Annotated in this window: 23 protein-coding genes; 10 read left to right on the top strand and 13 right to left on the bottom strand. The window is 44.0% G+C overall.

Features of this window, described 5'->3' with window-relative positions; genetic code table 11:
* The first annotated feature begins 10 nt into the window (after positions 1-10).
* Positions 11-2,143 carry a DNA polymerase III subunit gamma/tau gene (dnaX, locus tag MTX11_RS05230; protein ID WP_243474540.1) on the top strand — a complete coding sequence of 711 codons (2,133 nt, stop codon included), beginning with the start codon at positions 11-13 and terminating at the stop codon, positions 2,141-2,143.
* Positions 2,144-2,151: 8 nt separating this feature from the next.
* On the opposite strand, the gene MTX11_RS05225 is transcribed toward dnaX, so the two are convergent.
* Both MTX11_RS05225 and MTX11_RS05220 read right to left on the bottom strand, forming a co-directional pair.
* Complete coding sequence (locus MTX11_RS05225; RefSeq protein ID WP_243474539.1) at positions 2,152-2,586, bottom strand: acyl-CoA thioesterase; 435 nt, start codon at positions 2,584-2,586, stop codon at positions 2,152-2,154.
* 44 nt (positions 2,587-2,630) lie between these two features.
* Positions 2,631-3,791, bottom strand: a complete 1,161-nt coding sequence (locus MTX11_RS05220) for an iron-containing alcohol dehydrogenase (protein WP_243474538.1) — start codon at positions 3,789-3,791, stop codon at positions 2,631-2,633.
* A 120-nt stretch (positions 3,792-3,911) separates the two neighbouring features.
* On the opposite strand from MTX11_RS05220, the gene MTX11_RS05215 reads away from it, so the two are divergent.
* From MTX11_RS05215 to MTX11_RS05200, 4 genes are read left to right on the top strand one after another with little or no spacing between them, the layout of a single operon-like run.
* Positions 3,912-4,418 (top strand): low molecular weight protein-tyrosine-phosphatase, encoded by a 507-nt coding sequence (locus MTX11_RS05215; protein ID WP_243474537.1) that lies wholly within the window; start codon positions 3,912-3,914, stop codon positions 4,416-4,418.
* A 3-nt stretch (positions 4,419-4,421) separates the two neighbouring features.
* Positions 4,422-5,462 carry a UDP-N-acetylmuramate dehydrogenase gene (gene murB, locus MTX11_RS05210; protein WP_219309162.1) on the top strand — a complete coding sequence of 347 codons (1,041 nt, stop codon included), beginning with the start codon at positions 4,422-4,424 and terminating at the stop codon, positions 5,460-5,462.
* Position 5,463: 1 nt separating this feature from the next.
* Positions 5,464-6,603, top strand: coding sequence for a YdcF family protein (locus tag MTX11_RS05205; RefSeq protein WP_243474536.1), 1,140 nt, complete (start codon positions 5,464-5,466; stop codon positions 6,601-6,603).
* A complete protein-coding gene (locus MTX11_RS05200; RefSeq protein ID WP_243474535.1) occupies positions 6,603-7,646 on the top strand; it encodes an alpha/beta hydrolase in 1,044 nt (347 codons plus the stop codon). Before MTX11_RS05205 ends, MTX11_RS05200 begins: the two co-directional genes overlap by 1 nt.
* Positions 7,647-7,714: 68 nt before the next feature.
* Here the strand turns inward: MTX11_RS05200 and MTX11_RS05195 are convergent, their stop codons facing one another.
* Both MTX11_RS05195 and MTX11_RS05190 read right to left on the bottom strand, forming a co-directional pair.
* A complete protein-coding gene (locus MTX11_RS05195; RefSeq protein WP_243474534.1) occupies positions 7,715-9,385 on the bottom strand; it encodes an FMN-binding glutamate synthase family protein in 1,671 nt (556 codons plus the stop codon).
* A gap of 502 nt (positions 9,386-9,887) precedes the next feature.
* The gene (locus tag MTX11_RS05190; protein ID WP_243474533.1) at positions 9,888-10,895 is read right to left on the bottom strand and encodes a helix-turn-helix transcriptional regulator; all 1,008 of its coding nucleotides are present in this window, start codon (positions 10,893-10,895) and stop codon (positions 9,888-9,890) included.
* Positions 10,896-11,135: 240 nt separating this feature from the next.
* Here MTX11_RS05190 and MTX11_RS05185 point away from each other — a divergent pair, with 240 nt between their 5' ends.
* The 5 genes from MTX11_RS05185 (at position 11,136) to MTX11_RS05165 (ending at position 15,357) form a co-directional block, all read left to right on the top strand.
* Positions 11,136-12,695 carry a circularly permuted type 2 ATP-grasp protein gene (locus MTX11_RS05185; protein WP_243474532.1) on the top strand — a complete coding sequence of 520 codons (1,560 nt, stop codon included), beginning with the start codon at positions 11,136-11,138 and terminating at the stop codon, positions 12,693-12,695.
* 22 nt (positions 12,696-12,717) lie between these two features.
* Positions 12,718-13,320: an alpha-E domain-containing protein gene (locus MTX11_RS05180; RefSeq protein WP_213687392.1), complete on the top strand. Its 603-nt coding sequence runs from the start codon at positions 12,718-12,720 to the stop codon at positions 13,318-13,320.
* Positions 13,317-14,096: a transglutaminase family protein gene (locus MTX11_RS05175; RefSeq protein WP_213687391.1), complete on the top strand. Its 780-nt coding sequence runs from the start codon at positions 13,317-13,319 to the stop codon at positions 14,094-14,096. Before MTX11_RS05180 ends, MTX11_RS05175 begins: the two co-directional genes overlap by 4 nt.
* A 13-nt stretch (positions 14,097-14,109) precedes the next feature.
* Positions 14,110-14,844, top strand: coding sequence for a proteasome-type protease (locus MTX11_RS05170; protein WP_243474531.1), 735 nt, complete (start codon positions 14,110-14,112; stop codon positions 14,842-14,844).
* Between the two features lie 81 nt (positions 14,845-14,925).
* A complete protein-coding gene (locus tag MTX11_RS05165) occupies positions 14,926-15,357 on the top strand; it encodes a BLUF domain-containing protein (protein WP_005106614.1) in 432 nt (143 codons plus the stop codon).
* A gap of 47 nt (positions 15,358-15,404) precedes the next feature.
* Here MTX11_RS05165 and alr read toward each other — a convergent pair whose 3' ends face one another.
* The 9 genes from alr to cyoB form a co-directional block, all read right to left on the bottom strand.
* The gene (gene alr / locus MTX11_RS05160) at positions 15,405-16,475 is read right to left on the bottom strand and encodes an alanine racemase (RefSeq protein ID WP_213687389.1); all 1,071 of its coding nucleotides are present in this window, start codon (positions 16,473-16,475) and stop codon (positions 15,405-15,407) included.
* Between the two features lie 49 nt (positions 16,476-16,524).
* On the bottom strand, positions 16,525-17,967 hold the full coding sequence (gene dnaB / locus MTX11_RS05155; RefSeq protein WP_005247269.1) for a replicative DNA helicase: 1,443 nt from the start codon (positions 17,965-17,967) through the stop codon (positions 16,525-16,527).
* Between the two features lie 216 nt (positions 17,968-18,183).
* On the bottom strand, positions 18,184-18,630 hold the full coding sequence (gene rplI / locus MTX11_RS05150) for a 50S ribosomal protein L9 (RefSeq protein WP_004278793.1): 447 nt from the start codon (positions 18,628-18,630) through the stop codon (positions 18,184-18,186).
* Between the two features lie 9 nt (positions 18,631-18,639).
* Positions 18,640-18,867: a 30S ribosomal protein S18 gene (gene rpsR, locus MTX11_RS05145; RefSeq protein WP_004278792.1), complete on the bottom strand. Its 228-nt coding sequence runs from the start codon at positions 18,865-18,867 to the stop codon at positions 18,640-18,642.
* Between the two features lie 12 nt (positions 18,868-18,879).
* Entirely contained in the window at positions 18,880-19,266 is a 387-nt protein-coding gene (gene rpsF / locus MTX11_RS05140) for a 30S ribosomal protein S6 (protein WP_004278789.1), read from the bottom strand.
* Between the two features lie 438 nt (positions 19,267-19,704).
* Complete coding sequence (gene cyoE / locus MTX11_RS05135) at positions 19,705-20,583, bottom strand: heme o synthase (protein ID WP_004645412.1); 879 nt, start codon at positions 20,581-20,583, stop codon at positions 19,705-19,707.
* Positions 20,584-20,593: 10 nt separating this feature from the next.
* Positions 20,594-20,920, bottom strand: coding sequence for a cytochrome o ubiquinol oxidase subunit IV (locus MTX11_RS05130; RefSeq protein WP_004645410.1), 327 nt, complete (start codon positions 20,918-20,920; stop codon positions 20,594-20,596).
* Positions 20,920-21,540, bottom strand: coding sequence for a cytochrome o ubiquinol oxidase subunit III (gene cyoC, locus MTX11_RS05125; protein ID WP_005247268.1), 621 nt, complete (start codon positions 21,538-21,540; stop codon positions 20,920-20,922). The genes MTX11_RS05130 and cyoC overlap by 1 nt, the downstream gene beginning before the upstream one ends.
* A 4-nt stretch (positions 21,541-21,544) precedes the next feature.
* On the bottom strand, positions 21,545-23,533 hold the full coding sequence (cyoB, locus tag MTX11_RS05120; protein WP_005252153.1) for a cytochrome o ubiquinol oxidase subunit I: 1,989 nt from the start codon (positions 23,531-23,533) through the stop codon (positions 21,545-21,547).
* Positions 23,534-23,535: the final 2 nt, after the last annotated feature.

Here is a 23,535-nt window from a genome sequence, read left to right as displayed (position 1 = left end):
AGGAGCATATATGTATCAAGTACTTGCGCGAAAATACCGTCCTCGTAATTTTAATGAATTGGTGGGGCAAAACCATGTATCACGTGCTTTAACCAGCGCGCTCGAACGTGGCCGTTTGCATCATGCCTATTTGTTTACGGGAACGCGTGGTGTCGGAAAAACCACGATTGCACGTATTTTGGCGAAGTGCTTGAACTGCGAGACCGGTATTACCTCGACGCCTTGTGAGGTCTGTGCGACCTGTACCGCAGTCAATGAAGGTCGTTTTATTGATTTAATCGAAATCGATGCAGCATCACGCACCAAGGTCGAAGATACCCGCGAGCTGCTCGACAATGTTCCTTATGCACCGACTCAAGGCCGCTTTAAGGTCTACCTGATCGATGAAGTGCACATGCTGTCCACGCATTCTTTCAATGCGCTGTTAAAGACGCTGGAAGAACCGCCAGAACATGTCAAATTTCTGTTTGCAACCACTGATCCGCAAAAACTGCCAATTACCGTAATTTCTCGCTGTCTGCAATTTACTTTGCGTCCATTGGCAGTCGATGAAATTACCGAACATCTGGGCAATATTCTTAGCAAAGAAAGCATTCAGTCTGATCAGGATGCGATCTGGCAGATTGCTGAATCTGCGCAAGGTTCTCTGCGTGATGCCTTGTCTCTGACCGATCAGGCGATTGCCTATGGTCAGGGTGCGATTCAGCATCAGGATGTCAAAGACATGCTCGGTCTGATTGACCGCACCATTATTTATGACCTGATTCTGGCGATTCACCAGAACCAGAAAGCACGTGTTAGCGAGTTATTATTGCAGTTCCGCCAGCAGGCTCTGGATGTATCGTTGGTGCTCGACCAGCTGATTTCGACATTGCATGAACTGGCTTTATTACAGTACCTGCCAGATCTGAGCCTGAAATACAGTGCAGAGATCAATCAAAAGATCATGCAATTATCGGCTCTAATTTCAGCACAAGACCTGCAACTCTATTATCAGATTGCCTGTAAGGGGCGTGCCGATTTACAGCTTGCAGTTACGCAGGAACAAGGTTTTGAGATGACGGTGCTACGTTTATTGGCTTTCCGTCCCTTACAGCCAAGCGAAATTCCGGTGATGCAGGAGACTGCACCGCAACAGGCAGCAACCAGTACAACACGTCTACAGCAGCCCGTTCAGACACAACTTCAATCTGAGTCCGTAGAAACACAATCATTTGAAGCGGAGCCTGTATTTGATGATTTTTCTCTGGACGATGAGACAGATGAGGAGATTGATTTCGCATCAGCGTCTGAACCTTCTTCGGATGATTTTTTGGATGAAGACGAGCCAACCAGCATCACTGAGCCTGAATCTGTCCAGCCCGTAGTAATTCAGACCACCATTGAAGAAGTGCAGTCTAGTGATCAAATTATTTTTGATCCAAATGATGACAAAGGCTTATTTGGTTTTGATGAAATCGAGATCACCACAGAAACAGCGGCTACCAGCAGCAGCTCGGATGATTTCCTGCTTGAAGAATTTATTCCTGCAGATGTTGTCATCCCTACCGAGCCAGCACAAAACAGTATGTCTGCTGATGAGGAATTTAGTCTTGCTGCACCGGAATTGGAACTTTTACAGGAATCGATTGCTCAGCCTGCTCTTGAAAATACAGCTCCAGTTCAGCCAGTCGCACAGACAGCTCTGCTGGAAGATATTTCCCAAGATTTAAATATGCAGAATCTGATGCCACAGGATATTTTAAAAATTCCTGAGCAAGCGTTGGAAGGTGAGTGGAGCGTAGAAAAATGGGAATACTGGTTCCGTAACAGCCAGCTTTCTCCGGCAGTACAGGAACTGGCACAGTATGGCATCATGACTGGCCAGATGAATGGCGAATCCGTTTTTCATATTCCTGAACAGTACCAGCAGTTGTTGACCCAGTTGCAACATCATCTGGAAGCTGCTTTGCAACAGCAATGGCCGCAAACCAATTTCCAGGTGAAATTTGAAAATGTGGATCAGTTAACGCCATATACCCTGCAGCATCAGCGTAAGGAACGTGCCTTTGAACGTGCCGAAGAATTGTTACATGCTGAACCGGCAGTACGCGATCTGTTACAGCAGTTTGACGGTGAACTACAAAATATTCAGCTGAAATAGGCTGGATTTTAAGTCACAACAAATCGAGACAAAGCATCCCGCATTTCGAATGGAATCGGGGTGCTTTTTCGTGTCTCACGATCGACAAATACATGGACAAAATTGCCTTGTGCAGCGGCTGTATCTGAGTTGCGTTTAAAAATAGCCAGATCATAGCTGAGCGATGAATTTCCCATGCTTTCAATCGCCACGCCCACTTCAATAATTTCCGGATAAGACAGTTCCTGATTGAACTGACAGTTGGAGCTGACCACCAGCCCAATCATCGGGGAATATTTAGGATCAAAATCAGCCTCCTGAATGAGCAGGGCATTGGCGGCGGTATCAAAATAACTGTAATAAGTGACATTGTTGACATGGCCGTACAGATCATTGTCTGCCCATCGAGTTTGAATGGGCAGGAAAAATGTATAGTGTTCGCGCTGTTTGATGGTGGCTTTCATCACTATTCAGTCCTCAGCTAGATAAGGCTTAGGTGGAAATTGGTCTAGGCATAGATCGCCTGATAAATCTGATAAGCATCCTCCACCTTGAGTTCACGTGGATTATTCTGCAACAGCCGACTTTGTTGCATTACATCTTCTGCTATGACCTGCAGCATATGTTCCGGAACATTCAACTGATTTAGTTTCAGGGTCAAACCGCTTTGCATCAGATGATTATTAAAATGATCAATAAACAGATCGGTCAGGCCATCATGGCAACCTTTACTACGGGGATCCAGCCAGGTCATCAATTCCGCATAGAGCTGTTTGGCCGCTGGCGCATTAAACTTTAATACTTCAGTTAGAACCAGTGCATTGCTATGCCCATGCGAGAGATGAAAATGTCCACCCAGTGGATAAGCCAGCGCATGTACGGCGGCGACTGGTGCATTGGCAAAGGCTTGTCCGGCCAGCATGGAACCGACCAGCATATTTTGGCGGGCATCTAAATCATGACCGTCTCGCAGTACACGTTGCAGATTGGCATTCAGTAATCTTAAGGCCTGTTTGGCCAGCATATCCGAATAAGGGTTTTTCTTGTGTTTTGAGGTATAGGCTTCAATGGCATGTACCATAGCATCAATGCCGGTGGCGGCAGTGATCTGTGCTGGAAGATTTTGGGTAAAGGTTGCATCCAGAATGGCAACATCTGCATAGAGAATGGGCGCGACAATGCCGGTCTTGGTCGTTTCACCTGTGGTGACAATCGAAATCGGCGTCACTTCTGAACCTGTTCCAGCCGTGGTCGGTACCAGAATTAAAGCTAAACGCGGCCCGGTGGCATGATCAACGCCATACAGATCCGACAGTGTCTGATGCTGCTCAGGATGTGCCAGAATCGCGATTAGTTTGGCCACATCCATTGAGCTGCCACCACCAAAGCCTAGCACCACATCAATATTTTCCTGTTTTACAAAAGCCGCCGCTTCAAGCACCACGGTATCTGGTGGATCAGCTTGAACATCCGCATAAATCACATAATCCAGACCTGCAGATTCAATAATATCCAGAAGCGGCAGATGTAATTGCTGCTTGAGCATCCCCGGATCAGTCACCAGCAGAAGACGTTGATAGCGGCCATTTTTTAGAATTTTAAATAATTCCTGAATCGTGCCTAGTCCGGCAATGATATTGGGGACGGTTTGAAACTGAAAACGATTCATGGCGATATCCTTGATTTTTTTATTGCAAATACGAGATTATTCTATGATTGTAAGATAGGAATCAGTATATAAATAACTTAACATAAGAATCTTTAAAATAAAGTAGCTCTGAGGTTGTTTATGTCATCCAGAACGCCATACAAGGTGTTATGTGTTTGTTTGGGAAATATTTGCCGCTCTCCCACGGCAGAAGTTGTACTCAGACATTATTGTGATGAACAGCAACTGAATATTGTGGTCGGTTCTGCCGGAACCAGTAATTATCATCCGGGCAAGGCACCGGACTTGCGTAGCCAGAAGCATGCACTAAAACGTGGCTATGACCTTTCAGCACTTCGCGCACGTCAACTCATTCCCCACGATTTTATTGATTATGATCTGATTCTGGCGATGGATCTGGAGAATTTATCCAATATCCAGAACATACAGCGTCTGGCAGAAACTCAGTTTGGTCATGTACGTGCACGTGTGGCATTGATGAGTGAGCATGATCAGACCTATCCGAAACAGGCCTTACCGGATCCCTATTATGGCGAAGCGGATGGCTTTGAACGGGTGCTTGATCAGTGTGAGTCCAGCAGCCAGGCCTGGATTGAGATTTTTAAACAGAATTTACACAAGGTTTAAGCGATGCAGATTCAAACCCAGGTTCAACTTAAACCTTTTAATACTTTAAATTTAGAAGCGATTGCTTCGCACTATGCTCAGATTCAATCCACCGCTGATCTGCTAACTGCACTGGATTTTGCGGAACAGCAGCAACTCAATGTGCTGATCCTGTCAGGCGGCAGTAATATGTTGTTGCCGGAGCAGATTGATGCGCTAGTTCTGCATATGGATATTCAAGGCATTGAAATGCTGGATGCTGATGATCAGTCGCAACGTTTACGTGTAGGCGGCGGACAAGGCTGGCATGACTTCGTGCTCTGGACCACGGCACAAAGTTTATATGGCCTACAGAATCTAGCTTTAATTCCGGGTCGGGTCGGTGCATCGCCAGTACAGAATATTGGCGCTTATGGTGTCGAAGTCGGAGAATTCATCGATTCTGTTGAGGTCTATGACCGACAATTGAAACAGTTTGCTTCGATTCAGGCAGCAGATTGTCAGTTTGCCTACCGGCATAGTATTTTTAAAGATGATCCCAATCGTTATGTGATTACCCATGTGACTTTTAGATTACTTAAACAGCCAGATTTGAAACTGAATTATGGTGATCTGAAGACTGCGGTCGGTGATCAGCTCACAGCAGAAAACTTGCAGCAACAGGTCATCCAGATTCGCCAGAGTAAATTGCCTGATCCACAAGAATTTCCCAACGTGGGCAGCTTCTTTAAAAATCCGGTGGTTGATCAGGCGGTCTTTGACCAAATTGCTGTATCTTTCCCGAATTTACCCCATTACCAGCAAACGAATGCTCAAGTTAAACTGGCAGCAGGCTGGTTGATTGATCAGGCGGGCTGGAAGGGTAAACAGTTGGGGCCTGTCGGCATGTTTCATAAACAGGCGCTGGTGTTGGTGAATTATGGTCAGGCCTCTCTCACCGATGTCCGTAAAACGTATCGTGCAGTACAACAGTCAGTTTGGGAAAAATTTAGTCTAATGCTGGAGCCTGAACCTGTATTGTTCGATAAAAATGGCTTGATCCGTTCTCATCAGGAAGAGGAATAACATGAAAAACACCCATTGGATGGTACGTTTGCTACAAATTGTCACTGGACTGTTTGTGGTATGCGGCTGTCTACTGGTGTTGGTTTATACGCCTTTTTACTCAAAAATGATCGTCAAGGGCTTAAACCAGTTTGTCTCCTTAGAGCTAAATGAAGTCGCGGCTCAAAGCCAGAAAATGGCTGCACTCAGCGAACATGAAAATCTGGAACCTGGCTCTGATTTATGGATTGCCCGTCAGGCGTATTTAAAGGTCATGGAACAGGATATCCAGCAAAATAACTCGGCCAACCTGATGCTGATTCAGGCACGTTATAAAGCACTGCAGCAGGTGATTGAAGAATATCAGCGCGAACAGCAAGATCAAAAAGCAGAGCAAAGTCCACCTGCTCAGGTGCCCTTATTGTCCTCTCAGGAAGAAGCAGAACCAGTCGATCCGACAGCCAATGTCCGGGAATTGCTGGAGTGGGACAGTAGTGAAAACAAGGAGCGCATTGAGCAATATATGGAGTTTCTGACGACGCATCCACTAGAGCAGGGTGAAGCCAGTTCGGTACAGGAAACCGATGGAGAGGAAATCCAGCAGGACTTGGCTTTACTACAAGAGCAACAGCAGGCTAAACCGGCGAATAGCTCCCAACCTTATGCCATTGTGGTATTGGGTGGTGGCCTAACCCTAGATGACCAAGGCAAAGAGATCATCGTCAATAACTATACGCGACTACGTCTGGAAACCACGCTGGCAGTAGAGAAACATTATCAGTTGCCGATTGTTCTGAGTGGGGTCGAAGCGCCGTATATGCAGCGCTGGTTAAAAAATCATGGTGTCGATGCCAAATTACTGGAAGATCGAAGCATGAACACCTGTGAAAATACCCGTTTCAGTTCATTATTATTACAAAAGAAAGGCGGAGCACCTACAGTGATTCTGATTACGGATCGTTATCATATGCCGCGTACCCGCCGTTTATTTGCTTTAAATGGCATACAAACCATTCCGGTAGAAGCACCGATGCCAACGCCATTGACACGATGGCGTCCAAGTGCACAAAATTATAATCACAGTCGTCGTGCCAATTATGAAATGTTGGCGACCATGCGCGATGTCTGGTTTGGATCCAGTGACTGTCGGGAGGTGCCATAATGTCTGATATCCCATTTTTAAATCCCGCCGTTCTGAAACAGCTGGATTTACCCATTCCGAGTCGGGACATTACCCCACAGCTTTTGCCACCTTTGAACCTGAATCGTAGTGATCAACCGCCAATTGATTTGCAGTCCTATCGAAAACTTTATGGTTTTGATTTGCTGGACTGCAAACACTGGCAGGGCTATGTGCAGATGCCATTATTCAGGCTGCATGTACAGGTGTTTGAACCAAATCTGGAAAATACCCACTTTGACAAGATTCAGGGAACCGCTTTTCTGTTGCATGGTTATCTGGAACATAGTGGTATTTATCAGCCGATTGTAAAAGAGCTGTTGGAGCAGGGTTTTAGTGTGTTGACCTATGATCTGCCTGGACATGGTCTGAGTGATGGTTCATCTGCCAGCATTCAGAATTTTGATCACTATCAGCAGGTTTTGCATGCAGTACAGCGTTATGTACAGCATGCCTCACAATTACCTAAACCTTGGGTGGGAATCGGGCAAAGTACCGGTGGTGCGATCTGGATGCATCATTTACTGGAATTTGCGCAGCGTCGCGAAAATCCTTTTGTGGAACGGGTTTTGCTGTTATCACCATTAATTCGTCCCGCCAAAACTGCCTGGTGGCATAATTCGGTGGGGCTGGGCATTATTAGCCGAATCAAACGTGAAGTTCCCCGGCATTTTAGACGCAATAACCATAATCCGGAGTTTCTGCGTTTTATCCGGCTTAAAGATCCATTACAACCGCGAATGATGGGCATGGACTGGATTCTGGCGATGTCACGCTGGATGCTGGAAATGGAAGCGCGTCCGGCTTGTCGTATTCCAGTCTGGCTGGCACAGGGTGCACAGGATCAGACTGTTGATTGGCGTTATAATATCGAATTTATCCGGCGTAAATTCCGGCTCCAGACTTTACTGATGCTGGAAGAAGGTTCGCATCAGTTAATCAATGAACGTGCTGATATTCGCGCTGCATTGACGGGTTTGATTCCAGCCTTTCTGCATGCACATGGCAGCAAAACTTATTATTAATAGATTGAAAATTGGATATTTAAAAAGGCGTTTATTAAAACGCCTTTTTTGATTTTAACTGCATCAAATTAAAATTTTTCTAATTGGGCCAAATTCCACATCCTGAAGTAGAAGTTCTCCTCATCCTTATTTTCACAGGAGAATAATTCACCTTCTTTGAGCCAAAAATGAATCTGCGCAAAGTTCTTTATTTCGTGATTATTCACGCGTTGTGCCAGATGATGCGCCTTAATAGCGGAAGGGTGTTTGAGACCTGCGGAAGCTATTAGTTCAGACAGGGCATGTAAGGTGTTTTTATGAAAATGAAACACCCGTTCGGCCTTGGTCGGCACATGTAAGGCTTTCTGGCGATCTTTGTCTTGGGTGGTGACTCCGACAGGGCATTGATTGGTATGACAACTTTGTGCCTGAATACAGCCCACTGCAAACATAAAACCACGGGCAGAGTTCACCCAATCCGCACCAATGGCAAGCGTGCTGGCAATATCGAATGCACTAATTATTTTACCACTTGCACCAATTTTGATCTTATCTCTCAAACCTGCACCAACCAGGGTGTTGTGTACAAACAGTAAACCTTCTCTTAAAGGCGCACCGACATAGTCAATTAATTCAATGGGTGCAGCACCGGTTCCACCTTCAGAACCATCAACCACAATAAAATCCGGATAAATCTGGGTATGTAACATGGCTTTGACCATGCTCATAAACTGCCACGGTTGACCCAAGCACAGCTTAAATCCGACCGGTTTTCCGCTGGAAAGTTCACGTAATTTTTGTATGAAATGCATCATTTCAATCGGTGTGTTAAATGCCGGATGACTAGAAGGTGAAACACAATCATGATCACGGCTGATGCCTCGAATTTGGGCAATTTCTTCCGAAATTTTACTTTTAGGTAAAATACCGCCGTGGCCAGGTTTTGCGCCTTGCGAAAGCTTGATTTCAATCATTTTTACCTGGGGTAATTTGGCTTGTGCAGCAAAACGTTCCGGATCGAATTGTCCATCTAAAGTACGGCAGCCAAAATAACCACTGCCAATTTCCCAGACCAGATCACCGTCATATTCCAGATGGTAGGGACTGATACTGCCTTCGCCTGTATCATGGAAAAAATCACCTTTTTTAGCGCCGAGATTAAGGGCTCGTATCGCATTGGCACTCATGCTGCCAAAGCTCATGGCTGAAATATTTAAAATAGAAGCTGAAAAGGGCTGGGTACATTGCTCATTTCCAATCAGGATACGAAAAGTCTGTGGATCGGCAACTTTGCAGGGCGTGATGGAATGACTAACAAAGCGGTAATTATCTTCATAGACATTCAGAATCGAGCCGAAAGGTTTATCAGAATTTTCATTTTTCGCCCGCTGATACACCAGACTGCGCTGCATACGGGAAAAGGGCAGCGCATCGCGGTCGGCTTCAATAAAATACTGACGAATCTCGGGACGAAATTCCTCAAAGATAAAGCGGAAATGTCCCATGATGGGATAATTTTTCAGAATGGAATGCTTGTTTTGCAGTACATCATACAAACCCAGCAAACTCAGCAGAATGCTCAGGATCCACAGGGTATTCACCAACGTTTGCGGCATAAAATAATAGATATAACGCGGAGAATAACCGATATGAAATGTAGTAAAAATTACTGCAATCAGAATGCAGGCAAACCAGACCGAATGGCGGGAAAAGAAAGTATTGAGCAGCTTGTGACGTACTAATTGAGCAGGGTTAGCCATTGTAAAATTAAGTCCCTATTTCTACTTCTATAAGGCTTTATGATGTGCAAAGCGAGGTATCTTATACAAGCAGAGAATTGTTATTCGATTTTATAAACTTGCCAGAAATACTATTAAGCCAGGCAATGAATCAGCAGCGATTACAGATAAATTTTGCGGAAAAAGTACTATAGAAAAAATCTGCAAAAGACATGCATTCTATTTATTTCACAATTAAGACAGATGACTTTATAGTCGGTTTATTCACTACATAGGAGTCTTAAACCATGACCAAAAAATCCATTCGCTTTAATAATGCTGAGCTGGCTTGCTCATGTCTCAGTCATTTTTAAATATTGATGTTTCATCCAAGTTGCATTTCGGGGTATCAAAGAAAAGCAGCTTGGCACAGCGGCAGATCACCACAACAAGAACAAAAATATAAGCATAATTCTCCAGTCCCCAATTTGGGGATTTTTTTTATTCTGGAATACCTAAAAGAATCTGGATGAAGCCTGAGTGGTTAAGGGTTTTCCTCATCCACTTGATCGACTGCACTGGCTACAATACTCGGTTCAATATGTTTAATCTTTTTACCAAAGCTACGTAACCACCAGACCAGTTGTGAGGTAAATGGCACGGTAGCAGTGATCAGCGACATGCCATCTTCCATTTTTTCAATTTTCTGGTCTTTGCTGAGCTGGCTTTCCTCAAAGTAATGTGCATCCGATTCCGACATCCTGAGTTTTAGCGTGACATTTTCAGTAGGGTGGTTGAAGTCCACCCGGAAGCCCAGCGCACCAGAATCAATATACTCATCAATATCGAAATTGACCGGATGCAAGGCACGTGAATTCAGCACGACGGCCGATTTAAAGCGGTGCAGGGCAAAGGTCTGGATATCGGACTTGTCATGACGGGTACACACCAGATAGATGATTGACCCTTTTTGTACCAATGCCAGAGGATTGAGAATATAGGTTTTTTCTTCGCTATTATGACCGCGGCCCTGATACACACATTCCAGCTGTTTGTCCTGTAACAGACCTTCATACACCGCTTGCTGCGCAGCCTTATCTACCACAGGTGGAATCAGGGGTTGGGTAGCCGGAACAATGCGTACGCGGTTAATCCATTGCCGGACATTGTTCTGGGAAGAAAGACTGCGTCGTGCCAGATCAAACCACGGATTCATTTCCTCGATCAGGCTCGGTGGCAGCAGATGTTTTAAATGTTCTTCGACCATCATGAAAGTGACCGCTTGCGAGCTGGTCATATGCGGCAAACTTTGCAGCGGCGCATCTGAACGCCAACGCCAGCCTTGCGGCGTGGTTTTACTGCTTTCAATTGGAAAGCGTTGCGCAATCTGATTCAGGTCACGCTGAATGGTACGTAGACTGATATCAATGCCTTCGCGATTCAGGATTTCCTGTAATTCACGTGTTCCCATCCATTTGCCGGTAGAAAGACGCGACAAAATTTGCCATTGGCGATACAGACTGTTTGAAGTTTCTTTTTCTTGTGCTGACATAATTTATTTTGCTGGCAATAAAGAAGAGGGGATTTAGGCTTAGCTTAACACAATAAAAAAACTCTCATTTTTTCGCAAGTCCCTCTGTGCAACATTTGTCCTACAATTCTAAAACAACTTGGTCGAAAATAGCATTGAGTTCATTGGGCATTTATTAGATTAATGGTAATTGAAATGCAGATGTCATGGCATGGATATTGCTTTGATTTAATTATAATAGATGATAATACGAGGGTTTGTATGCTTAAAGGAAATCAGGATACAAATGTGATTGAAACAATTGATAAATTTAGTTCCCAGAATATTGGAAAAAATTTTATAGACACTAAAACTACAGCGGTATCTACTACAACAAACCCACAACTTTTACTGCAGCAGTTATCTTCAAAGTTCTTTAATGAAATGCAGGATGAACATGTGCTGTCCAGTCAGGCAGGTCAAAGACTGGAAAAATGGTTATCTCAACATACGCTGGATGAACTCAATGCACTGAATCAGGTAGCAAAAGAACATTTTTTAAATCACGGTATTACCTTTACCGTTTATGGCGATGAAGAAGGCGTAGAACGCACTATTCCCTACGATATCATTCCGCGAGTCATAGACCGGAAACAGTGGAATATGGTGGCTTTAGGCTCGGCACAACGGGTACGGGCGCTAAATTTATTCTTACATGATATTTATCATCAACAGGACATTTTAAAAGCCAATATCATTCCTGAGTTGCAGATTTTAACTCATGAAGCCTATCAGCCGCATATGTATCAACATAGCTTGAAAGGCGGGATTTATAGCCAGATTAGCGGGATCGATGTGATCCGTGATTCCAAGGGCGAGTTTTATGTCTTAGAAGATAATCTCAGAACGCCATCTGGCGTGTCTTATATGCTGGAATGCCGCAAGATCAGTGAAAAACTGATGCCGAAAGTATTCGAGCAGTCCAAGATTGCCGGAATCGAGCAATATCCACAATTATTAAAAGAAATCCTGATCGAAAATGCTTATGTCGACAAGCCATTTGTGGTGGTACTGACCCCAGGACGTTTTAATAGTGCTTACTATGAACATTCTTTCCTTGCAAGAGAGATGGATGTGCCATTAGTAACATCACGTGACCTTTTTGTTGATGACTCGAAGGTTTATGTAAAAACCATACGTGGTCGCCAACGAGTCGATGTTATTTATAGACGGGTCGATGATGCGTTTCTTGATCCCTTATGCTTTAAACCGGATAGCACTTTGGGTGTGGCTGGCTTGATGTCAGCTTATTTGCAAAATAATGTTGTGATTGCCAATGCACCGGGAACCGGTGTGGCAGATGACAAATCGGTTTATCCATATGTCGACAAAATGATTCATTTTTATTTGGGCGAGCAGCCAATTCTAAAAAATGTTCCGACTTATCAATGTCGTAATTCTGAAGAATTAGACTATGTCGTGGCTCATCTGGATCAACTGGTGGTGAAAGAAGCGCAGGGTTCGGGCGGTTATGGCATGCTCATTGGACCACAAGCCTCTAAACAGCAAATTGAAACTTTCAGGGAGAAAATTTTAGCTGCGCCGCATTTATATATTGCGCAGCCAACTTTGGACTTATCGGTTAGTCCGACTTTGACCAATTTTGGTATTGCTGAACGTCATATCGACTTACGCCCATTTGTATTAAGTTCGCCTTATCGTACTGAAATCGTACAGGGTGGCTTGACCCGTGTGGCGATGCAGCCCGGCTCACTGGTGGTGAATTCATCACAGGGTGGTGGTATCAAAGATACCTGGGTAGTCGACAATTTACATTCATAAGATTCCAAAGAAGGAAAATGTCATGGTTTTGCTGAATAGCAATGCACAACATATTTTTTGGCTAGGGCGTTATTTATCTCGCACTCATTTTTTATGTGCGCGCTTTCCATTTTTAGAAGACGAAGCGGCAGTGGCGTATGCCCATGCCTTTTGTTTACCTGCCTTTGATGCCAGTTCCCTAAATGAGCTAGTACTTGATCCTATGCAAGTGGCGTCTTTTAGCCAGCAGTTTAAAGTGGCCAAAGACAATATTCAGGAATTACGAGGGGTGCTGTCTGCTTCAGGCTATGCGGAACTGATGAAACTGATCAAAACCGCAGACAAAAATGCTGGTTATATCTGTGAAGTGGTGACGGAATGTGAAGATATTCTTGAAGCCGAATCCTCCGATATCTTTCTGTTTTTCAGTTTAGGGCAATGTGTAGAACAGCTCGATCACCAGTTACGTCTGGGTGAAGAAACCAGTACCACACTGTGCAAGATTGATTATGTGGTCAGAATTCTGGTAGAAATGGGCTGGAATGATCTGGAACAGTACTGGGAACAGTTGCGTACAGAACCGAACCGGATTCAGTTCTATCAGTTTAGCGACCATATCCATCAACTGTTTGAGGCAGATGTATGAAATTAATGGTGAATCACCAAACGCACTATATGTACACGGCCGAGGTGAGGAACAGTATTCAGTACATTAAAATGATGCCTTCGAGCAATGCGCATCAGCAGGTGCATTCCTGGGATATCAGTGTACCGGGTAATAAAGAAATCCGGAAAGATGCATTTCATAATCTGTGGATGACCTGTAGCCAGCGGGAACCTTATTATTCCCTGACTATCATGGCGCAAGGAATAGTCGAGCTAAATCCTGCGCATCAGAGTGGACTGAATGATTCAATCAATCCCAATCTTTTTCTACAGCCGACCGAATCGACACAATGTAATTCAGCAATGAAAGATTTTGCACAACGTCATGTTCCTGCATTAACCCGTCAACATCTGATTGGACTGGCGCAAGCATTGCTGGAGCATGTGCCTTATATTTCGAACAGTACTTCAGTGCAAGGCTCTGCAATAGATGCCTTTGAGTCCAGACAGGGCGTCTGTCAGGACCATAGTCATATTTTCATTGCCATGTGCAAATATCTAGGTTTACCTGCCCGCTATGTTTCTGGTTATTTATATGCACAAAATGCTTCGCATCTGGCCAGTCACGCTTGGGCAGAGGTGTTTGTAGACCAGACATGGTATTGTTTTGATGTCAGTAATCTGTTGTTTACTCCAAGTTCGCATGTTTATGTGGCGATTGGACGGGATTATTGGGATGTGGCACCGGTACGCGGTGTCAGAGAAAAGGGCGGTGTGGAATCCATGCATTCCATCGTTCAAGTGCTAGGATGTTAATAAGGACGAATGAATGACGTATTGTTGTGCACTACGTTTAGAGCAAGGTATGCTTTTTATCAGTGATACCCGGACAAATGCCGGAGTAGATCACATTTCTGTATTTCGAAAGTTGTATACCTTTGGTATTCCTGGGGAACGTATGATCGTCATACAGGCATCCGGAAATCTGGCAACAACACAAGCCGTAATTGGGCATACTAAAAATCAGCTCGAACTGAAGCAGGAACCCAATATCTTGAGTCTGCACACCATGTTTGATGTCGCTGAGCTGGTAGGTAGTATACTGAAGAAAGTGATTGCGAATGTTACGAGCGATATTTCGGAACAAAGTAATTATTATTGCAATCTGCTGGTCGGTGGGCAACTTAAAGATCAGGACATGCAGCTTTATCATGTCTATCCACAAGGGAACTTTATCTGTGCCACACGCGATACGCCGTATTTCCAGATTGGCGAAAGTAAATATGGCAAGCCGATCCTGGATCGTGCGCTGACTTATGATATGCCGCTGGATGAAGCTTTGCGCTGTTCCCTGATTTCATTTGCATCGACCCTACGTTCCAATGTATCGGTTGGTATGCCCCTCGATGTGCTGGTCTATAAAAAAGACAGTCTGATCATGCCAAGAGGCAAGCGTATTGCCGAAGATGATGAGTATTTCACGTCAATCAGCCGGCAATGGTCAGAGACCTTGAAAAAAGGATTGGCGGAACTTCCGGTTCCCTCTAATGAGTATTTCTTATAATAAACCTATCCGGGTTCAGGTTTTTCGCGTACAGTGTTAACTTCTATGCATCAGGTATAATAAAAAAAGAGGAGTTAGCACATGTACCAATTTTGTTATGCCAGTAAAAGTACTTCTCCCAAACCTGACTTACTTGAAGATTTGGCGAATATCCTGAAAGAAGCTCGTGATTTTAATTACCAGCATCAAGTGACAGGTGTACTGTATTTCGCAGATGGTCATTTTTTTCAATGTCTCGAAGGTGAATGTCCCACTTTAAAAAGTCTGCTGGTGGAGCGACTGAATAAAGATCCTCGCCATCAGGATATTAAATTATTTGAGACCAAGGAAATTGAATATCCAAGTTTCCCGGACTGGTCCATGAAATATATTTCCAAACGCAGTCAGATCCAGCAATTCTGTCGGGAAATGGGATTTGATGACTTTAATCCTTTTGCCTTTCAGCAAAGCCATGTCGATGCCTTATTAATGCAATTATGCATAGAGCAGGGCGAAGAACAAAAGTCAGCCTAAAGAAAAAGCCCAACATAAGTTGGGCTTTTTTTATTTTGAGAACTAGATCAGACTACTTGGCGTAGTGGACGATTGCTGAGCCTGCATAATAGTTCATAACCAATCGTGCCATTGGCTGTCGCTACATCATCCACCAGACGGGTTTTACCCCAAAGTTCGACTTCTGTGCCCAATTGCACTTCTAGTCCTGTCACATCAATGGCAATCATATCCATCGCTACGCGGCCGATCACACGAGTTTGCTGGCCATTAATCGCGACATAGTTCTGTTTCAGGAAAGCGCGAGGGTAGCCATCACCATAGCCAATTGAAACAATCGCTAGCGTCATGTCTTGATTTGCGGTAAACGTCGAACCATAACCGACATGCTCACCCGCTTGAATATCATTCAAGGCAATAATTTCAGCTGTAAACTTCATGACTGGCTTTAAGTCCAGATTATGCACATCCTGGTCTGCAAATGGAGTCGCACCGTAGAGCATGATCCCGGGACGGACATAGTCAAAATGCAATTCTGGATATTTATAGATTGCAGCCGAGTTACAGCAAGAGGCTAAAATTGGGGCACAGTCATTTTTAATTTCTAAGAATTGACGGATTTGTTCATCATTCAGCGGATGCTCGGCATCGGCATTGGCAAAATGCATGGCAAGCACACAAGTAAATCCTTCAGCTTTTAGCGTATGAATTACGTCTTTGATTGCTTCAATTTTGAAACCTAATCGGTTCATGCCGCTGTTCAGTTTGACCCAGACTTTAAGATCTTTGGCGATATAGGTCTCTTTATGAGCCAGTAACCAGTCGAGTTGGGCCTGATGATGTACCACAACTTCAATATTCTGTTCGATTACGATTGGCATCTCATCTGCAGAAAAAACACCTTCGATGAGCGTGATCGGCTGTAGATAGCCTAATTCACGAATTTCCAAGGCTTCTTGCAGGCAGGCGACACCAAAGGCATCGGTTTCGCTTAAGGCTGCTAAGCAGTCTTTAACTCCGTGTCCATAAGCATTGGCCTTTACCATGCTGACTATTTTCGCGGTTGGGGCAAGTTGTTTGACACGGTTTAAATTATATTGCAGCGCAGCGCTGTCAATATAAACTGTAGCTTGACGCACCCTAAATTACTCCTAGAGGGACGATGGAAATGTGATGACGAGAGTCTGATTACTCTTCATCATCATACTGAGCATAGAACTCAGGTGAGAGATTACTAAAGCGGGTATATTGACCTTCGAATGCCAGACGTACGGTACCAATCGGGCCGTTACGTTGTTTACCGATAATAATTTCAGCAGTGCCAGCTTCCTTGGATTCCTTATTATAAACCTCGTCCCGGTAAATAAACATGATCAAGTCGGCATCCTGCTCGATCGCACCAGATTCACGCAAGTCGGACATCACCGGACGTTTGTTTGGACGGTTCTCCAGCGATCGGTTGAGCTGTGACAGGGCAATCACTGGACACTGCATTTCCTTCGCCAAGGCTTTTAAGCTTCGGGAAATTTCCGAGATCTCGCCAACACGGTTATCACCCATGCCAGGGACTTTCATCAGCTGCAGGTAATCGACCATGATGCAGCCCAGCTTTCCGCCATGCATTTTGGCAATACGACGCGCACGGGCACGTAATTCTGTCGGCGGCAGTGCAGAAGAATCATCGATATACAGATTTTTTTCTTGTAAATGCACAATGGTACTGGTGACTTTTGACCATTCATCACTGTCCATTTTACCAGAACGTAAGTGTCCTTGATGCACGCGACCAAATGATGAAATCAAACGCATGGCGATCGAGTCGGCTGGCATCTCCATTGAATAGACCAGAGCAGGCAGGTTGTTATTGAATAAAACACTTTCGACCAGATTCATGGCAAAGGTGGTTTTACCCATGGATGGACGCGCCGCGACAATAATTAAATCACCAGATTGCATGCCGGAAGTTTTGTTATCCAGTTCCACAAAACCAGTAGTTAAACCGGTAATGCTACCTTCCATTTGTGACAGTTCATTTAATTTATCAAATACGTCCGCAACCACCGAGTTGATCGGCTTAGGGCCTTGCGCTTTGGCATTGTTATTATGCTGTTCGGCAATCGAGAAAATATTGGTCTCAGCCAGATCCAGAATTTCACTGACAGTACGGCCTTTGGTGTCATAGGCATTTTGTAAAATTTCAGAGCTGACTTTAATCATACTACGCAGGGTAGAGAATTCTTTAATTTTGCCTGCATAAGTTTCCAGGTTATAGAAACTCGATGGCGAATCTGCCATTAACTGCATCAGATATTCTTCGCCACCAATTGCATCGAGCAAGTTTTGTTTGATGAGCCAGTCATGCACCAGAACCGCATCATAAGGCGAGTTTTCTTTAGAGAGCTGCTCAATGGCACGGAAGATATATTTGTGTCGGGTGGCATAAAAATCATTTTCGGTCAGCACATCACCGACCTGCTCAAAAGATTCAGCCACAGTCATAAGGGCAGCAAGTACAGCCTGTTCAATTGCTAAATTGTGGGGTGGAGTACGGAACTCCTTGAGATTGCTATTTTCAGTAACAATTTCCGGTTTAGCAGTAGCTACCTTTTTGCTGGCATTCGCCTGTGACATATAAATCCCTGATTTTAAATACAATGGTTAAATATCGTCGGAGATGAATAGCGTTTATTCACTACGAGATGAAATGATACGCGCTCTGATCAAAAATGCGAAGTGCAATTTTTTGTAAACACGAATAATAAAATGAATTTGACAGTGTTGGCTAGATTATATTTTTTAGAGATAAAAAAAGAGCATGCTTTCGCATGCTCTTTTTGAGGCGAGAAATTACTCAGCTACGATAGTAACTAGAACTTCTGCAGTAACATCATGGTGCAATTGGATTGCGATGTTAAATTCGCCAGTGTGACGAAGCGCGCCATTTGGAAGACGTACTTCAGCACGGTCTACTTCTAGACCAGCATTTGTCAACGCGTCAGCGATGTCACGAGTACCGATAGAACCGAATAGTTTACCTTCATCACCAGCTTTCGCAGTGATAACGATGTTCACTTCGTTCAATTGGTCAGCACGTGCTTGAGCAGCAGCCAAGATAGCAGCTTCTTCTTTCTCAAGTTCAGCACGACGAGCTTCAAAAGCAGCAGTGTTTGCTTCAGTTGCAGCAACAGCCTTACCTTGAGGGATAAGGAAGTTACGGCCGTAACCAGCTTTAACTGAAACTTTATCGCCTAGTTTACCTAGGTTTTTAATGCGTTGTAATAAGATAATATCCACAGCTCAACCTCACTTATGATTGTCAGTGTAAGGGATCAAAGACAAGTAGCGAGCTTGTTTGATAGCTAACGCTAATTGACGTTGGTAACGAGCTTTAGTACCTGTAATACGGCTAGGAACAATTTTGCCGTTTTCAGTGATGTACTGTTTTAAAGTGTCGATATCTTTGTAGTCGATGTACGTAACGTTCTCAGCTGTAAAGCGGCAGAACTTGCGACGACGGTAAAAACGTGCCATGTTATGTTCTCCTTAAGCTTCAGCAGAGTCTTGAGCGTGTTGTGCTTCTTCACGTTGAGCTTTACGCGCACGTTTTTCTTCAGCACTTTTCGCCAATAATGACTCTTCAGTGATAGCGTTTTCACGACGGATGATAAGGCTACGAATGATTGCGTCGTTATAACGGAACAATTCTTCAAGCTCATCAAGAGTAGTTTGACCACACTCAACATTCATAAGAATGTAGTGAGCTTTGTGGATCTTGTTGATTGGGTAAGCCAATTGACGACGGCCCCAGTCTTCAAGACGGTGAATTTGACCTTCAGCTTCTTTGATGTGAGTTAGGTAGCGTTCTACCATACCAACTACTTGATCGCTTTGATCAGGGTGTACTAAAAGTACGATTTCGTAATGACGCATTGTCAGCTCCTTACGGTTTGGACAGCCCCAATTTAAGTAAATTGAAGCAAGGAGTCACAACCAAAGTTGTGTCGCAGTGTTTGCGAAGGGGGAATTGTAGTGATCTTTAGGGATAATTTCAACCAAATAAGACATTTTTGCGAAATTATCTCTATAACCAGATCGATCATCAGAACCTGACTTTGGCTTTAAGCAAATTTGGACTGGTTAAATTCAGCACATGTATTGTTGCGAAGATCAAGCTTTACTTATCAGGCCAGAAAATCTAGAAAACTGAAGGATCGGAGTCTGGAACCAGAAAGATTGAATTTTCTAAGCGATCAGGAAGATCGAGGTTTAGCTTTATAAAGCCGAATTTTTGATTCTGCTCTACAACTATTGGAAGTAGGGGATTAAGAGAAATCAAAATAAAAAAAGATAGAGACTAACTCTATCTTTTTAAAAAAATACAATCTGTGTAGATGGCGCAGTTGAGGTAAAGCTAAAGATAATACTAATGACAGTAATCAGGATCACCGAGAACAAGAAATATTTCTTTGCCCAAAGTTGATCATTTTCAGCTTTAAATCCAATGACACCGATATACAACCAGTAAATGCACAGTAAGTTTAAAATCACTGCATAGAACCAGTTGGCATAACCAAAGACAAATAACGCATTCATGGTCAGCGTGAATAACACCACATAAACCAGTGATTCAATCTTGGTACGATGAATCGAACGTGCCACAGGCAAGATCGGAATGCCTGCATTTTTGTAATCATCAAAGCGGTAAATCGCAATCGCCCATGAGTGAGGCATTTGCCATAGCGCATAACCTAAAAAGATCAGTAACGCACCGAGGTCAAATTGATTGGCCACTGCGGTATAACCAATGACAGGCGGAGCTGCACCAGAAATACTGCCTACAACAGTTTGATGAATTGTGGTTCGTTTTGTCCATAGGCTGTAGAAACCAACATATACGACAAAACCAATCACCGCGAATAAGAAAGCGTACGCATTTACCCAGAACCATAAAAGACTAAAACCAGCGATGCCTAATACCAGGGCAAAGGCCAGGGCAACAGGTTCGGAAATGGTTTTGGTGACCAGAGCACGGTTTTGGGTGCGCTGCATTTTTTGGTCGATGTCCTGGTCAATCACGTTATTGACCACACATCCTGATGCTACGACAAGCGTAGTACCGAGAAGGGTAATAAGCAGGAGAAGGAAATCTACAGAACCTTGAGTGGCTACGAAGTAGCCACCCAAAGTGGTAACAAAGTTACCGAAGAGAATTCCTGGCTTAGTCAGGAATAAATACTTTTTCAGCATGACGACCAGTTTAGATCATCATGTTGTAGTGTAGGTAATTCATGATCCATACAGAACCCACTAAAAGAATAGCGATAGTTAAGATGGTATACACGAATGCAATCACGTTCCAGCGTTGCTCTGAAGAAGAGTTCATATGCAGGAAGTAAATTAACTGCACAAGAATCTGAGCAACCGCAGTAATCGCGATGACAGTAATTAAGATACCACGGCCAAAACCGCCTGCCATTACCATACCGAATGGAATTACGGTAAGGATGACAGAAAGGATGAAGCCAACGGTATATTGCTTAACGTTACCGTGTGATTCGCCAGCAGCGTTATGATCGTGACTCATTACAGAACTCCCATCAAGTAAACTACGCTGAATACACAGATCCAAACGATGTCAAGGAAGTGCCAGAACAAGCTTAGGCAAGCTAGACGACGCGTGTTTGCAAGAGTCAAACCATATTTCTTGATTTGAACCATAAGCACGATCATCCAGACCAGACCAGAAGTTACGTGAATACCGTGCGTACCTACCAAAGTAAAGAACGCAGATAAGAACGCACTTGTGCTTGGACCGTGACCAGCATGAACTAAGTGATTGAACTCATATAGTTCCATGCCGATGAAGATAGCACCGAATACCCAAGTAATCGCTAACCAAGTCAGTACTTTTGCAACGTCTTTTTTGTATGCAGCAAGAACTGCAAAACCAAAGGTTACAGAAGAGATCAATAGGGCGAAGGTTTCAGTAAGAACGAAACCTAAAGAGTCGCCAAACAGGTCTCTCGCACTTGGAGTATCCACAGGAATGTGGCTACTCAAAACAGCGAACGCAATGAAGAGTGTACCGAACAGGACAAGGTCACTCATCAAGTAAGTCCAGAAACCAAAGACGGTGATGTCAGTATCATCGTGATGATGATGCTCATCGTGTCCGTGGTTATCGTGATGAAGTACTTCAGCCATTGTCTTAGTCCTTCTTCAAGTGTTTTTCAAGAATCGCATAGCGTTCGTTTTCAATACGCTCAACTTCAGCAGCTGGAACATAGTAATCCACTTTCTTAGTGAAAGAAGACACGATGAAGCTAATGATAGAAGCAAGGAACGTAACAACTACTAACCACCAGATGTGCCAGATTAAACCGAAGCCCATAACAGTGATGAACATCGCGATAACGAAACCGGCAGCACGGTTAGTTGGCATATGAACATCTTCGTACTTCGTTGGTTTTGCATACGCAACACCATTTTCTTTCTCGATCCAGAAAGTATCAATACCATTGATCTTTGGAAGATGAGCAAAGTTATAGAACGGAGCAGGAGAAGATGTCGCCCATTCAAGGGTACGACCATCCCATGGATCGCCAGTCAAATCCAGACGTTGGTCACGTTGTAAGAAACCAACCACGATTTGCAGAATGAAACATACGATACCAAGCGCAATCAGAACTGCACCGAACATCGCGATATTTACATACGGGTCCCATTCTGGGTTGTCAAATGTATTCAAACGACGTGTCATACCCATGAAACCAAGGATATAAAGTGGCATGAACGCAAAGTAGAAACCGAAGAACCAGAACCAGAACGCTGCTTTACCCCAAGTCTCATTCAGTCTCCAACCGAACATTTTCGGCCAGTAGAAGATGATACCTGCGAACATCGCAAATACTACACCACCAATAATTACGTTATGGAAGTGAGCAATCAGGAATAAAGAGTTATGTACCAGGAAGTCCGCTGGTGGAACCGCCATCAATACACCTGTTAAACCACCGATACCGAAAGTTACCAGGAAGCCTAGTGTCCATAGCATTGGAGTAGTGTAAACAATACGACCCTTGTACATGGTGAATAACCAAGAGAAGATTTTCACACCTGTAGGAATCGCAATAATCATGGTCATGATACCGAAGAACGCGTTAACGTTGGCACCTGCACCCATGGTAAAGAAGTGGTGAACCCATACAACGAATGACAATACTGTGATTGCTACTGTTGCATACACCATTGATTTGTAACCGAACAATGCTTTGCGCGAGAAAGTCGCAACAACTTCAGAGTAAATACCAAATGCTGGTAATACCAAGATATATACTTCCGGGTGACCCCAAGTCCAAATCAAGTTCACGTACAACATCGGGCTACCACCCAAGTCGTTAGTAAAGAAGTGGAAACCGAAGTAACGGTCAAGCGTTAACATTGCAATTGTTGCAGTCAACACTGGGAAAGCCGCAATAATCAATACTGCTGTACATAAAGATGTCCAGGTAAAGATTGGCATTTCCATAAGTTTCATGCCAGGCGCACGCATTTTGATGATGGTAACGAAGAAGTTAACACCCGTTAATAGCGTACCCAGACCTGAAATTTGCAGTGCCCAGATATAGTAGTCCATACCTACGCCTGGAGAGTATTCAATGCCAGACAGTGGAGGGTATGCCATCCAGCCTGTTGCAGCGAACTCACCTAACGCGAGTGACACCATCATTAGACCCGCAGCACCGGCGAATAACCAGAAGCTGAGTGAGTTTAATAATGGAAATGCAACGTCACGTGCACCGATTTGAAGCGGTACAGAGATGTTCATCAAACCAACAACAAGACCCATTGCCACGAAGAAGATCATGATCACGCCATGCGCGGTAAAGATCTGATCGTAATGCTCAGGGTGTAAATAACCTTCGCCGCCACCTTTTGCAAGGAACTGCTGAAGACGCATCATGATCGCATCGGCGAAACCACGCACCAGCATGATGATCGATACGAACAGGTACATGATACCAATTTTTTTATGGTCTACAGATGTGAACCATTCGTTCCACAGGTAGCCCCATTTTTTGAAGTAGGTAATACCGGCAACAACTGCGATACCACCCAAGATCATCATTGCAACAGTTGCCAATACGATTGGATCGTAAGGAATTGCATCCGGACCTAACTTACCTAAGAAGCTCATGT

It is taken from the genome of Acinetobacter lwoffii, from assembly GCF_022809915.1.
Taxonomy (GTDB): domain Bacteria; phylum Pseudomonadota; class Gammaproteobacteria; order Pseudomonadales; family Moraxellaceae; genus Acinetobacter; species Acinetobacter lwoffii_M.
This window is presented reverse-complemented; position numbering and strand designations above follow the sequence as displayed.